At 66.7% G+C, this 14589-nt stretch carries 19 protein-coding genes; 15 read left to right on the forward strand and 4 right to left on the reverse strand.

Features of this window, described 5'->3' with window-relative positions:
* The first annotated feature begins 13 nt into the window (after positions 1–13).
* The 11 genes from HCU76_RS16910 (at position 14) to HCU76_RS16955 (ending at position 7746) form a co-directional block, all read left to right on the forward strand.
* Complete coding sequence (locus tag HCU76_RS16910; protein WP_218510068.1) at positions 14–931, forward strand: ABC transporter permease; 918 nt, start codon at positions 14–16, stop codon at positions 929–931.
* Positions 932–946: 15 nt separating this feature from the next.
* On the forward strand, positions 947–1837 hold the full coding sequence (locus HCU76_RS16915) for an ABC transporter permease (protein WP_218510069.1): 891 nt from the start codon (positions 947–949) through the stop codon (positions 1835–1837).
* Positions 1838–1868: 31 nt separating this feature from the next.
* Complete coding sequence (locus tag HCU76_RS16920) at positions 1869–2600, forward strand: aspartate/glutamate racemase family protein (RefSeq protein WP_218510070.1); 732 nt, start codon at positions 1869–1871, stop codon at positions 2598–2600.
* A 75-nt stretch (positions 2601–2675) separates the two neighbouring features.
* On the forward strand, positions 2676–3584 hold the full coding sequence (locus HCU76_RS16925) for a pirin family protein (RefSeq protein ID WP_218510071.1): 909 nt from the start codon (positions 2676–2678) through the stop codon (positions 3582–3584).
* A 235-nt stretch (positions 3585–3819) separates the two neighbouring features.
* Positions 3820–4146, forward strand: coding sequence for a thioredoxin family protein (locus HCU76_RS16930; protein ID WP_213959058.1), 327 nt, complete (start codon positions 3820–3822; stop codon positions 4144–4146).
* A gap of 141 nt (positions 4147–4287) precedes the next feature.
* Entirely contained in the window at positions 4288–4725 is a 438-nt protein-coding gene (locus HCU76_RS16935; protein ID WP_218510072.1) for a YciI family protein, read from the forward strand.
* A gap of 19 nt (positions 4726–4744) precedes the next feature.
* Positions 4745–5035, forward strand: coding sequence for a YciI family protein (locus HCU76_RS16940; RefSeq protein WP_256354236.1), 291 nt, complete (start codon positions 4745–4747; stop codon positions 5033–5035).
* Positions 5036–5185: a hypothetical protein gene (locus HCU76_RS36655; protein ID WP_256354237.1), complete on the forward strand. Its 150-nt coding sequence runs from the start codon at positions 5036–5038 to the stop codon at positions 5183–5185.
* Between the two features lie 26 nt (positions 5186–5211).
* A complete protein-coding gene (locus HCU76_RS16945; protein ID WP_218510073.1) occupies positions 5212–5754 on the forward strand; it encodes an SRPBCC family protein in 543 nt (180 codons plus the stop codon).
* 57 nt (positions 5755–5811) lie between these two features.
* Positions 5812–7083 carry an RNA polymerase sigma factor gene (locus HCU76_RS16950; protein WP_218510074.1) on the forward strand — a complete coding sequence of 424 codons (1272 nt, stop codon included), beginning with the start codon at positions 5812–5814 and terminating at the stop codon, positions 7081–7083.
* Between the two features lie 132 nt (positions 7084–7215).
* Entirely contained in the window at positions 7216–7746 is a 531-nt protein-coding gene (locus tag HCU76_RS16955; protein WP_218510075.1) for a Spy/CpxP family protein refolding chaperone, read from the forward strand.
* 100 nt (positions 7747–7846) lie between these two features.
* On the opposite strand, the gene HCU76_RS16960 is transcribed toward HCU76_RS16955, so the two are convergent.
* Complete coding sequence (locus HCU76_RS16960; RefSeq protein WP_213959064.1) at positions 7847–8212, reverse strand: serine/threonine protein kinase; 366 nt, start codon at positions 8210–8212, stop codon at positions 7847–7849.
* A gap of 230 nt (positions 8213–8442) precedes the next feature.
* Here HCU76_RS16960 and HCU76_RS16965 point away from each other — a divergent pair, with 230 nt between their 5' ends.
* From HCU76_RS16965 to HCU76_RS16975, 3 genes are read left to right on the forward strand one after another with little or no spacing between them, the layout of a single operon-like run.
* Entirely contained in the window at positions 8443–9201 is a 759-nt protein-coding gene (locus tag HCU76_RS16965) for an endonuclease/exonuclease/phosphatase family protein (protein ID WP_371319843.1), read from the forward strand.
* Between the two features lie 21 nt (positions 9202–9222).
* The gene (gene clsB / locus HCU76_RS16970; RefSeq protein WP_218510076.1) at positions 9223–10458 is read left to right on the forward strand and encodes a cardiolipin synthase ClsB; all 1236 of its coding nucleotides are present in this window, start codon (positions 9223–9225) and stop codon (positions 10456–10458) included.
* Entirely contained in the window at positions 10455–11453 is a 999-nt protein-coding gene (locus HCU76_RS16975) for a YbhN family protein (protein ID WP_218510077.1), read from the forward strand. Before clsB ends, HCU76_RS16975 begins: the two co-directional genes overlap by 4 nt.
* Positions 11454–11514: 61 nt before the next feature.
* Here HCU76_RS16975 and HCU76_RS16980 read toward each other — a convergent pair whose 3' ends face one another.
* A complete protein-coding gene (locus HCU76_RS16980; protein ID WP_218510078.1) occupies positions 11515–12153 on the reverse strand; it encodes an acyloxyacyl hydrolase in 639 nt (212 codons plus the stop codon).
* A gap of 119 nt (positions 12154–12272) precedes the next feature.
* Between HCU76_RS16980 and HCU76_RS16985 the strand changes: the two genes are divergently transcribed.
* Positions 12273–12773: a polyhydroxyalkanoate granule-associated phasin gene (locus HCU76_RS16985; protein WP_218510079.1), complete on the forward strand. Its 501-nt coding sequence runs from the start codon at positions 12273–12275 to the stop codon at positions 12771–12773.
* Positions 12774–12779: 6 nt separating this feature from the next.
* On the opposite strand, the gene HCU76_RS16990 is transcribed toward HCU76_RS16985, so the two are convergent.
* Positions 12780–13949, reverse strand: coding sequence for a metallophosphoesterase (locus HCU76_RS16990; protein ID WP_218510080.1), 1170 nt, complete (start codon positions 13947–13949; stop codon positions 12780–12782).
* Between the two features lie 116 nt (positions 13950–14065).
* Positions 14066–14527, reverse strand: a complete 462-nt coding sequence (locus HCU76_RS16995; RefSeq protein WP_213959071.1) for a carboxypeptidase-like regulatory domain-containing protein — start codon at positions 14525–14527, stop codon at positions 14066–14068.
* Positions 14528–14589: the final 62 nt, after the last annotated feature.

A 14589-nucleotide genomic window follows, 5' to 3' on the forward strand; every position in this document is an offset into this window, starting at 1 on the left:
ACCTCGCAACACCATGAGCGCACCAGCATCTTCCGGCCATACCGCCTCCATGCCCACCCACACCATCAAGGCGTGGTGGCAGGCGGCGCCGTTCGCGCTGGTGTTCCTCCTCTTCTTCCTGATTCCACTGGCCTTGATCGCGATGGTCAGCCTGTGGAACTTCAACGAATACGAGCTGATCCCGGCCGTCACGTTGCGCAACTACCTGAGCATCTTCGAAGGCTGCTCGCACCTCACCGACAACGGCGACTACTGCGTCACGCTCAGCACCTACATCAGCACGCTCAAGTTCTGCTTGCTGGTCTGGGGCATCACGCTGCTGCTCGGCTTTAGCGTCGCGTACTTCCTCGCGTTCCACATCCGGTCACCGGGCATGCAGACGATCCTGTTCGTGCTGTGCACGGTGCCGTTCTGGACCTCCAACGTGATCCGCATGATCTCGTGGGTGCCGCTCCTGGGCCGCAACGGCCTGGTCAACGACTTCCTGATGGGCCTGGGCCTGGTGGCCCAGCCGGTCGAGTGGCTGCTGTTCTCCGATTTCTCGGTGGTGCTGGCCTTCGTGCACCTCTACACGATGTTCATGATCGTGCCGATCTTCAATTCGATGATGCGCATCGACCGTTCGCTGCTCGAGGCGGCCAGCGACTCCGGCGCATCGGGTTGGCAGACCCTCTGGAACGTGATCGTGCCGCTGTCGCGCACCGGCATCCTGATCGGCTCGATCTTCGTCATCACGATCGTCATGGGCGACTTCGTGACCATCGGCGTGATGGGCGGCCAGCAGATCGCCTCTATCGGCAAGATCATCCAGGTGCAGACCTCGTATCTGCAGTTCCCGCTGGCGGCGGCGAATGCGGTGATCCTGCTGGCAGTGGTGCTGATGATCATCTGGGGGCTGACGCGGCTCGTCGACATCCGCAAGGAGCTTTGACATGGAGCACACCGCATGAGACTCCCCATCGGAGAACACCGCGCCCCCGGCTTCTGGCCGCTGGCCTTCGTCTTCGGCCTGTTCGTGCTGTTCCTCTACGGCCCGATGATCACCATCTTCGTGCTGAGCTTCCAGGGACCCGAGGGTGGACTGACCTTTCCGCTGCGCGGCGTCTCGCTGCACTGGTTCCAGAAGCTGGCCGAAGGGCTGGGCACCGTCGACATCGGCGCGGCCTTCCGGCGCTCGCTGATGCTCGGCGCCGTCGTCATGCTCTTCACCGTCGTGCTGTCGGTGCTCGCGGGCCTCGCGTTCCGCAAGAAGCTCAAGGGCGGCAACGCGGTGTTCTTCATCACGGTGGCCAGCCTGATCATGCCGTCGATCATCGTGTCGCTCGGCATCGGCCTGCAGTTCCGGCTGCTCGACACCGGCATCAAGGACCTGCTCACCGCCATGGATGCCACCAGCACGCTGGAGAACTACGGCACTGCGCTCGGCCTGCTCACCTCGGCGCTCGGTGCGCATCTCACCTGGACGCTGCCCTTTGGCCTCCTGATCATGTTCGCCGTGTTCAACCGCTTCAACCCGGCTTACGAAGAGGCCGCACGCGACCTCGGCGCGACGCCATGGCAATCGTTCCAGCACGTGGTGCTTCCGCTGATCGGGCCGTCGATCGTCGGTATCGGCATGTTCGGCTTCACGCTGAGCTGGGACGAGATCGCGCGCACCTCGCAGGCCATCGGCGACGTCAACACGCTGCCGCTCGAACTGCAGGGGCTGACCTCGACCGTCACCACCCCATCGATCTACGCACTCGGCACCGTAACCACCATCGTGTCCTTCGCGGTCATGGGCATTGCGCTCGGCGCAGCCGCGCTGCTGCGGCGCCGCTCGGCCCGGAAGAAGTGAGCCCGGAAGCGACCGCTAAACTGAGCGCGCCATGCCCTCGCTGCTCGTCATCAATCCCAACACCTCCGAATCCGTCAGCCTGCTGCTGCAGCAATACGTGCAGCAGGAGGTTGGCGATGCCCTCGACGTCCACACGATCACGGCGCGATTCGGCGCCCCGTACATCTCGTCCGAAGCCAGCTATGCAGTGGCCAACCACACCGTGCTCGACGCCTGGGCGGCCGCGCTCGCGCAGGGTCGCAAGCCCGATGCGGTGCTGATCGGCTGCTTCGGCGACCCCGGCCTCTTCGCCCTGCGCGAGGGCGCCGGCGTGCCGGTGGGCGCGCTGGCCGAAGCGGCGTTCGCAGCGGCGGCCTGGCATGGCCGCTTTGCCATCGTGACGGGTGGCGAACGTTGGCGGCCGATGCTGCAGCGCCTGGCCGCCTCGCTCGGCCACGCGCAGACGCTGGCCGGCATCCACACCGTCGCGCCCACCGGCGCCGAGCTCGCCACCGACCCGGCCGGCGCACGCAAGTTGCTCGCGCAAGCCTGCCGCGAAGCCGCCGAACGCTTCGACGCACAGGCCATCATCCTCGGCGGCGCAGGCCTCGCCGGCATCGCCAACTGCATCGCCGAACAGGTGCCGGTGCCGCTCATCGACAGCGTGCAGGCCGGCGCGCAGTGGGCGCTCGACGCGGTGCGCGACGGGCAGAAGACAGCCGGGCCCGGCGGCTTCGGCGTAGCGTGGCAGAACGTCTCGCCGGAGATGGCCGCGCTGAGGTAGCGAAGCGCGCGCGGCGGCTCGAGCCAACACCCGCGTTGCTGGCGCGGTTCTGCGCTTGGTGCCACCATCCATCGGATGACCAGCGCAAACCCCACCTCCCACGTCACCCACCTCACCGAACTGCAGCCCGTCGCCACGCCGCGCGGCATCGACCACATCGTGGCGGGCGTCTCCACCAGCGACGGCGATGGCGTCAAGCTCACGCGCGTGCTGCAGCAGACCTTGCAGCAGCGACTCGACCCCTACCTGATGCTCGACGCCTTCGGCAGCGACAACCCCGGCGACTACATCGGCGGCTTCCCGAACCATCCGCATCGCGGCTTCGAGACCGTCACCTACATGATCGCCGGCCGCATGCGGCACCGCGACAGCGCGGGCCACGAAGGCCTGCTCTCGAATGGTGGCGTGCAGTGGATGACGGCCGGCCGCGGCCTCGTGCACAGCGAGTTGCCCGAGCAGGAAGACGGCGTGATGGAAGGCTTCCAGCTCTGGCTCAACCTCCCGGCGAAGGACAAGATGTGCGACCCTTGGTACCGCGACATCCAGAGCGCCGAGATCCCCGAGTACCTGACCCCCGCCGGCGTCCATGTGCGCGTGATCGCCGGCACGAGCCACGGCGTGCAGGGCGCGATGCAGCGCCAGCACACCGAGCCGCTCTACCTCGACATCACGCTGCCGCCCGGCGCCGAGTTCTGGCAGCCCCTGCCGGACGACCGCAACGCGCTGGTCTATGCGTTTCGCGAGTCAGTGTGGATCGGCAGCAGCGAGGTGCCGACCCGCCGCATGGCGATCCTGGCCAACGATAGCGGCAGCGACGGCCTGCGCCTGCGCGCCGCCGCCACCAACCACAGCCCGGCGCGCGCCCTGCTCATCGCCGGCAAGCCGCTGCATGAGCCGATCGCACAATACGGACCGTTCGTGATGAACACGCGCGAGCAATTGATGGAAGCGGTCCACGATTTCCAGAATGGGAGCCTGGGTTGAGCACCGCGGCGCCATGGCGAGCGAAGCCTTAGCGAGTTTCAGAGGGTGAGAAGATTTCGTAGCGAGGGCGTCGAGGTCGGGATGAGGAGCGGAGCCGCACTCACGTGCGGCGACAACGCAGTTGCGGCGAGGCTGACAATTGCGCGAAGCGCTTGTCATGCCGGAGCCGACACCGCAGGCCCGAGATCGGTGGCCGCAGTAGAAAGATTCTCATCCTGTGGGCAGAATGGTTTTCATGAGCACGCCCTACACCCCCGAGTCCACCGACCGCGCCGCGGTTGACCACCTGCCAGGCGCCACCGTCGTCGAGTTCGGCACCAACTGGTGCGGCTTCTGCCAACGCGCAGAACCGCTGATCGACGAGGCCTTCGAAGCCCATGCCGACGTGCGGCGCATCCGCGTGGAGGACGGCAGCGGCAGGGCCCTGGGCCGCAGCTTCCGCGTCCGGCTGTGGCCCACGCTGGTGTTCATGCGCGACGGCAAGGAACTCGCACGCGTGGTGCGCCCGACCAGCGCCGATGAAATCAGCCGGGCGCTCGCCCAGATCGTCGCGCCGGCTTGAACAGGATCTGCAGACCCGCGCACGCCCGATGTCGATTTCGCGTGCCCTCGTTCGACGTGTAGACAGGGCCGCCGCGCAGGGCCAGCCATCGACCGGCCGGCAGCCCTTTCACAACCCCAATCCTTCAGGAGTACCCGAGAAATGAAATTCATGGTCATCGTCAAGGCCGACGCCAACACCGAAGCCGGCGTCATGCCCTCCGAGCAACTGCTCACGGAGATGGGCAAGTTCAACGAATCGCTGGTCAAGGCCGGCGTGCTGCTCGCGGGCGAAGGCCTGCACCCCAGCTCCAAGGGCGCACGCATCCGCTACAACGGCGCGCAGCGCACCGTGATCGACGGACCCTTCGCGGAGACCAAGGAACTGGTCGCCGGCTTCTGGCTGATCCAGGTCAAGTCGAAGGCGGAGGCCATCGAATGGCTCAAGCGCGCGCCCTTCGGCGACGGCGCCGAGATCGAGATCCGCCAGGTGTTCTCGCCTGAGGATTTCGGCCCGGCCCTCACGCCGGAACTCAGGGCCAACGAAGAACGGCTGCGGGCAGAAGCCGCCGCACAACAACAGCAGCAGCAGCAGCATTGAGCGCCAGGCGGAACACACCATGCGATTCATGATCATCCGCAAGGCCGACGCCGAAACCGAATCCGAGACCAGCCCCGCAGGCCCCCAGCATGCGCAGCTGCTCCAGGACATGATGGCCTACAACCAGGCCATGCTCGATGCCGGCATCATGCGCGGCGGCCAGGGCCTCAAGCCCAGCTCGACCGGCGCACGCGTGCAGTTCAAGGACGGCAAACCCACCGTTACCGACGGTCCCTTCGCCGAGGCCAGGGAACTGATCGCCGGCTTCACGCTGATCGAGGTGAAGTCGAAGGAGGAAGCGCTCGAATGAGTGCGCCGCTGGCCCGCGAGCGACGGCCAAGGCAACGTGTCGCTGGAACTGCGGCAGCTCTATGAACTCGAGGACTTCGAAGGCGTGGCCGAGCCGCAGTTGAAGGACCTCGAGCAGCAGATGCACGCTTCGGCCGACGTGCCGCGCTGAAGCTCAAGAAGAACCAGGGAGACCGAATGCTGAAGAAGATCCTGCTCACCCTCTTGCTGCTGCTCGCGGCCGCCATCGCGATCGTGCTCGGGCTGGCCGCCGGCAAGCCCGACACCTTCCGGGTCGAGCGCAGCGTGACGATCCAGGCGCCGCCGGAGAAGATCGCGCCGCTCATCGAGAACTTCCAGAACTGGAGCACCTGGTCCCCCTATGAAAAGCTCGACCCGTCGATGAAGCGCGTGTTCAGCGGCGCACCCAGCGGCAAGGGCGCCGTCTACGCCTGGGACGGCACCGGGAATGCCGGCGCTGGCCGCATGGAGATCGTCGAGTCGATGCCTCAGCGGATTGGCATCCGGCTCGATTTCAGCAAGCCCTTCACGGCCCACAACATGGCCGCGTTCATCTTGCAAGCGCAGGGCGCAGGGGCAACGCAAGTCACCTGGTCGATGGAAGGCCCAGCGCCCCTGGTGTCGAAGATCATGCAGGTGTTCTTCAGCATGGACACGATGATCGGCACGGACTTCGAAGCCGGCCTTGCCAACCTCAAGGCCGCGGCGGAGAAGGTGTGAATATTTCTACTGCGGCCACCGATCTCGCTACGAAATCTTCACACCTTCTCGAATGACGTGAGCGCCACCCACAGTGCCATCGATGCGGTCTGGCGCATCGAGTCGGCACGGATCATTGCGACCCTCGCGCGCATCGTGCGCGACGTCGGCCTGGCCGAGGAACTGGCGCAGGACGCGTTGGTCACGGCACTGGAGAAATGGCCGCGCGAGGGCGTGCCCGACAACCCCGGCGCCTGGCTCGTGGCCGCTGCCAAGTACCGCGCGCTCGACGAACTGCGCCGTCGCAAGATGATCGAGCGCAAGCAGGATGAATACGGTCGCGAACTGGAAGTGCACGAGGCGCACCTGCACGTCGATTCCCACGAGGCACTCGACGACGAGGTGGGCGACGACCTGCTGCGCCTGATCTTCATCGCCTGCCATCCGGTGCTCTCGCCGGCTGCCCGTGCTGCGCTCACGCTGCGCCTGCTCGGCGGCCTCACGACCGACGAGATCGCCCGCGCCTTCCTCGTGCCCGAGGCCACGATGGCGCAACGCATCGTCCGCGCCAAGCGCACGCTGTCCGAGGCCCGGGTGCCTTTCGAAATGCCGCACGCGAGCGAGTTGCCGAAGCGCCTGGCATCGGTCCTCGAAGTGATCTACCTCGTCTTCAACGAAGGCTATGCCGCGACGGCAGGCGACACCTGGATGCGCCCCGCGCTTTGCGAGGAAGCGCTGCGGCTCGGCCGCATCCTGGCGGAGCTGGTGCCCGCCGAACCGGAGGTGCACGGCCTGGTCGCTCTCATGGAAATCCAGGCCTCGCGAACGCCGGCGCGCGTGGACGCGCAAGGCACGCCGATCCTCCTGCTTGAACAGGACCGGTCACGCTGGGACTGGTTGCTGGTGCAGCGCGGCCTCGCCGCCCTCGCGCGGGCGGAAGTGCTGAGCGGGGCGCTCGGCGAGGCGCTCGGCCCCTATGCGATGCAGGCCGCCATCGCCGCCTGCCATGCACGCGCCCGCACGCCCGATGCCACCGACTGGCTCCGCATCGCCGCGCTTTACGACGCGCTCGCGCAACTCACGCCCTCGCCCGTCATCGAACTCAATCGCGCGGTCGCGCTGTCGTTCGCCTTCGGTCCGGCAGCAGGCCTGGAGGTGGTCGACATGCTCGTCGCCCAAGGCGCCTTGCGCGGCTACCACCTGCTGTCCAGCGTGCGGGGCGACTTGCTCGCGAAACTCGGCCGCGCGGACGAAGCACGCGCCGAGTTCGAAGCCGCCGCGGCGCTCACGCGCAACGCCCGCGAGCGCGCCTTGCTGCTCGACCGCGCGGCCAGTTGTGCTTCTCCATAGCCTTCGGGCCTTTACGTTCACCGAACTTTACGCACGCTCACCGCCGGCTCACGCTTGCGACACAGAGCGATCCCACACTCCCTCTCACCTGCTGCCGAGTGGCATCAGTCTTCTTCGAAAGGAAGCTTTCTCATGATCTCGCTCACCCAACGTCTCGTCTCCGCCGGCTTGCTGGCAACCGCGGCCTTCGCCGCTTCGGCCCAGGCGCCCGCAGCACCCGCCACCGCGCCAGGCGCGCCCGCCGCCGAGCAGCGGATGGACCGCCAGCAACGCGATGGCAAGTTCTTCGAACGCATGCAGGCACGCCACGCGCAGCGCCAGGCCGCCTTGAAGGCCAAGCTCAACCTGAGCGCCGCGCAGGAAGGCGCATGGTCGACCTACACCGCGGCCACCGCGCCACCGGCGCGCCCACCGCAACGGCCTGACCGCGCCGAGTTCGAAAAGCTCACGACGCCGCAGCGCATCGACCGCATGCAGGCGCGCCAGGCCGAACGCCAGGCCATGTTCGCCAAGCGCGCAGACGCGACGAAGAGTTTCTACGCCGCTCTCTCGCCGGAGCAGCAGAAGACCTTCGACGCCGAGTCCCTGGCCATGATGCGCCACGGCCCGCGCGACGGCCAGGACCACCACGGCCATCGTCCGCCGCCGCCCGCGAAGGGTTGAAGCCGAGGCCGCGTCGGCGGCCTCTCAAAAGACACGAAGCCCGCGGCGCGCATGCACCGCGGGCTTCTTCACGTGCTTCTTCACTCAGGGCGCCATCCGCTCACTTTGGCGTGCCTGTCTCGTGCGCCGGATTGGTCGGCACGTCCGGCCGCTCACCCTTCTCGCCGCCGCGGAAGGTGGGGCGTGTCTTGTAGGTCTGCTGGCGCACCTCGGCACGCGTGGTGTCGCTGATCGGCGTGGGCATCACGTTGGGTTGATGGTTGATCGTGGTGCTCGCCTCGCCGCCGGGCGTCAACGAATTGGCCGGGGTGCGATTGTGGATGCGCGCTTCGGTGCGCACAGCGTCACGCGATACCGGCGCATCGACGCTCGCGCCCGGTTGCACCGGCTCAGGCTTCTGCGCCATTGCACTGCCCGCGACGGCCAGCATGCCCGCCAGCAGGGTGGATGAAATGAGTTGCTTCATGGTGTCTTCCTTTGGATGGGTTGGAAATCTCCGGCTCCTTGCAGAACCGTGAAATCACCGTAGGCCGCCGGCCCAGCGCCGGAATGTGGTCATCGGACAGACACCCCTGTAGGAACAGGCCGCCGTGAGTCGAAGGAGCGGCCTGAACGTCGCGCACTCCTACAGGCACGGCCATGCCCGCGCCGTACAACGACTAATCCATGACTCATCAACCACCCGCCACGCCCGTCATGCAATACACCCCCGCATCGCTCAAGGTGATGACGGTGAACACGCACAAGGGCTTCACCGCGCTCAACCGCAAGTTCATCCTTCCTGAACTGCGCGATGCGGTGCGCACCGTCGGCGCGGACGTGGTGTTCCTGCAGGAAGTGCAGGGCACGCACGAGCGCCATGCGCGCAATCATGAGAACTGGCCCGACACGCCGCACTACGAGTTCCTCGCCGAGACCATGTGGCCGCAGTTCGCCTACGGGCGCAACGCGGTGTATCCGAAGGGACATCACGGCAACGCGGTGCTGTCGAAATTCCCGATCGTGGATTTCCGGAACCATGACGTGTCCATCGCCGGCCCCGAGAAGCGCGGCCTGCTGCATTGCGCGCTGCGCCTGCCCGGCCGGGCCAGCGACGTGCATGTGATCTGCGCGCACCTGGGCCTGGCCGAAGGGCACCGCCAGCAGCAACTCGAGCTGCTCTGCCACATCGTGCGCGACGAGGTGCCGGCCGATGCCGCGCTGATCGTGGCCGGCGACTTCAACGACTGGCGTGGCCGCGCGCACGACGTGCTGGCCGAAGGTGCGTCATTGCGCGAGGTCTTCGTGCAGGCCAACGGAAGCGCCGCGCGCACCTTCCCGTCGCGCTTTCCGCTGCTGCCGCTGGACCGCATCTACGTGCGCAACGCGGGCGCGCATGCACCCGTGGTGCTGCCGCGCAAGCCCTGGTCGCACCTGTCGGACCATGCGCCGCTGGTGGCCGACATCGAACTTTGAAACGACACGGAGAACCGCCCCATGAGCAGCCGCTGGACCACCGGCAACAACGTCGAACTGCTGGAGAACGGCGAAAGCTTCTATCCGCGCGTGTTCGAGGCCATTGCCAACGCCGAGCGCGAAGTGATCATCGAGACCTTCATCCTGTTCGAGGACAAGGTCGGCGAGGGCCTGCGCGACGCCATGCTCGCGGCGGCGCAACGCGGCGTGAAGGTGGACCTCATGGTTGACGGCTTCGGTTCGCCGCATTTCTCGCATGCATTCGTCGAGGGCCTGACCCGCGCCGGCGTCAAGGTGCGCGCCTTCGACCCCGGCAGCCCGGTGCTCGGCAAGCGCGTGAACCTGCTGCGCCGCATGCACCGCAAGATCGTGGTCATCGACGGCGTGCTGGCCTTCGTGGGCGGCATCAACTTCTCGGCCGACCATCTCGCGGACTTCGGCCCCAAGGCCAAGCAGGACTACGCGGTGGCCTTGCGCGGGCCGATCGTCAACGACATCCATCGCTTCGTGCTGCATGCCATCGCGGCCGGCGGCAAGGGCCACCGCTGGTACCGCCGCCGCGTGGAAGCAGCCACGCCGGACGTGCAGGCAGGTCAGGCTGCAGGCGATGCCGACGTGCTCTTCGTCACGCGCGACAACCGCCACCACACCAACGACATCGAGCGCCACTACCGCGCCGCGATCCGCTCGGCGCGCCACCGCATCACCATTGCCAATGCGTACTTCTTCCCAGGCTACACCTTGATCCGCGAGATGCGGCGCGCGGCCCGGCGTGGCGTCGACGTGCGGCTGATCCTGCAAGGCGAGCCGGACATGCCGATCGTCAAGACGGCCGCACGCATGCTGTACCACCACCTTCTGCATGCGGGCGTGCGCATCTTCGAATACTGCGACCGCCCGCTGCACGGCAAGGTCGCATTGGTCGACGACAACTGGAGCACCGTGGGTTCCAGCAACCTCGACCCGCTCTCCCTCTCGCTCAACCTCGAAGCCAACGTGGTCGTGCGCGACAAGGCCTTCAACGCGGTGCTCGCCGGGCGGCTCGAGCACCTGATGCGCCACAGCTGCAAGCAGATCGAGAGCCAGCATCTCGACGACTGGAGCGGCTGGCGCCTGGTGCGCAGCTTCTTCATCTTCCACCTGATGCGCTGGTATCCCGCATGGGCCGGCTGGCTGCCGCCGCACGCACCACGGCTCGAGCGCGTGCGCGCCGGCCAGCACACGCCGGCCGGTGCAACCCGGACGGACGTGGCATGAGCATCCAGTCCGTCACCGCGCACCGTTGGTGGCCGTGGGCCAGGCGCATCGGCGTGGCCGGCTTCCTGGCCTTCGTGGTCTTCATGCTCGTGCACGAAGCCCGTGCGATCGACTGGCGTGAAGTCTTCGCGACGATGCGCGACTACCCGCTGCGGGTCGTGGCGCTGGCTGCCCTCCTGGCCTGGACCAGCCACCTGATCTACAGCACCTTCGACCTGGTCGGGCGGCGCTACACGGCGCACCCCTTGCGCCCTGGCTCGGTCATGGCGATCACTTTCGTGAGCTACGCCTTCAACCTCAACCTCGGGACGGTGGTCGGCGCGCTCGCGATGCGCGTGCGGCTCTACACGCGGCTCGGGCTGGAGGCGCCGGTCATCGCGCGCGTCGTCGGCCTGAGCATGCTGACCAACTGGCTCGGCTACTGCCTGCTGGCTGGCCTGGCCTTCCTGTTCTGGCCGGTGCCGATGCCCTCCGACTGGCACATGGGCACGGTCGCGCTGCGCGTGCTCGGCGGCGTACTGGTGCTGGCGTCACTGGCCTACATGGTGCTCTGCGCGGTCTCGAAGCGTCGCGAGTTCCACGTGCTCGGCCATGAAATCGACTTGCCGGTGCTGCGCCTGGCCTGCGTGCAACTCGCCATCTCGTGCGCCAACTGGTCGGTCATGGGCGCGACGATGTATGTGCTGCTGCTGGGCCAGGTCGCCTATCCCGTGGCGCTGGGAGTGCTGCTCATCGGCGCGATATCCGGCCTCATGTCGCGCGTGCCGGCCGGGCTGGGCGTGCTCGAGGCCGTGTTCATTGCCTTGCTCTCGCCGCCGCTGTCCAGTACCACGCTGATCGCGGCGGTGCTGACCTACCGCGCTGTCTACTACTGGGCGCCGCTCGCCGCCGCGACCGTGGTGTACCTGGCCATGGAGGCCCATGCGAAGAAGCTCGCCGCGCGCGCTTCCGCCGACGGTTCAACGTCAGGGCGGCAGCTCCAACCCTCCTGCTGACCTCGCCCACCCAACCGCGTCGACTGTCTACCCATCGCGGGCTCGCCGCCCTGCAAAGCCTTCAAAAACGGTACGCGTAGCGCAGCTTGACCAGGTTTTCCCCTGGGTTCGGCTCCCTGATGCCGCCATTGGACACATGCTGAAGGCGCAGCGAGACCTCATGGACGCCGCTCGCCCCAAAATTGCGCCCGAGCGCCAGCACCTCGGTGAACTGGAATTGCGTGCTGAACCTGCGGCTGTCGGTCTCGTAGTAGCCGTCGAACAAGGTCAAGCCGATGCCGAGGTCCATGAACCAGGGCGAAGCGCCTGCGTCGAATCGATAGCGTGCATTGGCGATCGCACCGATCTGGGTGTAGGTCTGCGCGCCCGAAAACTGCCGCTGGGCTCGCCAATTGCTCACGAAGAAATCGCCATGGGTGGTGACCTCTCCACCCCACATCTCACGGCGCGGCCCGAAGTTGTAGGTGACACCAACCGTGGCCACGTCGGACTTGGACCTGCCCTCCAGCGTGGTCCCGCCTTCCACGTAGACGCCCCAAGACGTCTGCATTTCGGATCCTTGTCGGTACTGGGCCATTGCCGGTCCTGCCAACACCACCATCAGACCAACACCCACACAGGCAGCCACCGTCTTTCGCACGCGCATCGGTTGAATCCCCCGCGGCAAATCGCGCCGCAACAAAAGATCTTGTTTTAACAATTGTGTACATAGAAACGGAAAATTACGCGGGACTTCGTAGGAAAGCTGACAAGCACCTTCTGATTTTTTGCTGCACTGCAGCAAAAAAACCCTCTTCCCCGTATAGTCGGGGCATGCGCATGCCAAACACCTCCCCCCGATTCTTCAATCCGCTGATGATCTGGACCGACGTCGCCCTCAAGACCAGCGAAATGCTGGTCTCTTCGGGTTCGGTCATCCAGATGCGCACCAGCCGCATGGCGGAACACGGCTTGCGGCCATCGCCTTCGGACATGCGCGAGATCCATCTGATGAGCGAGGAAAAGCTCGCAGCGGTCACCGAATCCGGCGCCGCCATCGCGAACCAGTTGCACACGATCAACTACGCCCTGGTCAATCGCGCGGTCCAGCAGTGGTTCCAAAGCCACCTGGCCCTGTGGTCGCTGGCCACCAGCTTCACCCCCGCACAGGCGATCACCCGCGGCCAGGTCTTCCTCGACGCCAGCACGCGCGTCGCGAACACCTGGAGCCAGCTTTCCAGCGCCAGCGCCCGCATAGCCCAGCGAGCGCTCAAACCCATCCACGCCAAGGCCACTTCCAACGCGCGCCGGCTGTCGTTGCCCCAACCCGCGGCCGCCTGACAGGGCTCAGCGCGCGCGCACCAGGCGCAGCAGCGCGATTTCCGAAGGCGCACCAAAGCGCTTCGGCGGCCCCCAGTAGCCGGTGCCCCGGCTCACATAGACCCACATGTCGCGCAGCCGGTGCAGCCCGGCCGTGAACGGTTGCTGCAGCGGCACGAACAAGTTCCACGGAAAGAACTGGCCGCCGTGCGTGTGGCCGGAAAGCTGGAGCTGGAAGCCTGCGGCCGCTGCCGCCGCTGCGCTGCGTGGCTGGTGTGCCAGCAACACGCGCGTCGTGCTCGCCAGGGGCGCACCGGCCAATGAACCTTCCGGGTCGCTCGCCTGGGACGCGTCGAAATGGCCGGCGGTGAAATCGGTCACCCCCGCCAGCACCAGCGCCTCGTTGTCGCCAGTGGAGCGGCCCGGGGAATCCTGCCGCAGCACCACATGCTCGTTGAGCAGCACCTGCAGCCCGATCCGGCGCAATTCCGCGATCCAGGCCGGAGCGCCCGCGTAGTACTCGTGGTTGCCCGTCACCACGTAGGTGCCGTGTCGCGCTCGCAATCCACCCAGCGGTGCGATGTGGTCGCGCAGCTCGGGCACGCTGCCGTCCACCAGGTCCCCGGTGATCGCCACCACGTCGGCGTCGAGCGCATTCACCGCTTCCACCATGCGCAGGATGTAGCCCCGCTTGATGGTCGGCCCGACGTGAATGTCGCTCAGTTGGGCGATCGTGAAGCCTTCCAGCGCGCTCGGCAGCCCGGCGATGGGCACGTCCACCCGCCTCACACCCGCTGTGCGCCGTGCATTCACGAATCCGAGGAGGGAGGTACCGGTGGCCATCAACGGCACCGCTGCGGCGCTCCAGGAGGTCACCAGCGGCCAATCGACGGTCCAGAGCCCGACCCAGTTGCCCAGCCATGCGCCAAGCAGGCCGACATCGCGCACAAGCGTCAGCACGAACATCGACGAAAACCAGCCCATGCTGAGCAACCCGACCCACTTCCAGGTGTCCGAAACCGGCTTCGCGGACGAGCGCCGCCCGATGAACGGCAACGGCATCGTCACGGCGGAAATGGCGAGCAGCAGCAACAGTGCCGGCCACAAGGGCGTCAAGGCCGCCAGCGAAGGCAGCAGCCGCACCCCGATCAGGAGGTGCAGCAGCAAGGTCAGCAATGTGAGAGGGCGAAGCGGCATCTGGGCCTTGGGCGACGGGCATTCCCCGGGGCCCACCAGATGCAAGGCGCGTGCCCTGCATTCAAGGCACGTCTTCGATAGAAATCGAGATGCGGGCGCGGAAGTTCTTCACGCCTTCAGGAACTGAGTGCGCTGGTGGGCCAGACGAATGTCGCCCTGCTCGCTTCACCGACGCGCACCGTCAGTTCCTGCTTCAGCACCTGGCCATTGAGGGTCGCCTCCACCTCGTAGCGGCCCGGATCCAGCCGCGCCAGCAGGAACGGCCCCTCGGATTGGGCGCTCAGCAGCGGCTTGCCGGTGGCGGCATCCAGCACCCGCACCTTCACATTGGCCGTGAAATCCGCACCGTTCGCGTTCGACGCGTCCTTGACCGCGAATTCCAGCGTGGCCGCCCAGCGCGGAGACACCGTTTCCATGAACTGCGCCTCGTCCTTGCCGATGCCGCCACTCATGTACTCGATGCCATTGGCCATGTGGATCGGCGGATTGGCCGCCTGCGCCGTCAGCGCGCCGAGCAGGCCAGCGCCACAGAAAAACGCGACCGCCACGGGCCGCATCGTCGATTGCCAGGTTGTCATGAACCAACTCCTTTCAAAGTGCGTGTGACTTCCACAAGCACACTTTGCGCCGGCGACCTTAG

Origin of the sequence: Variovorax sp. dw_308, assembly GCF_019207085.1 — a bacterium.
Lineage (GTDB): Bacteria > Pseudomonadota > Gammaproteobacteria > Burkholderiales > Burkholderiaceae_C > Variovorax.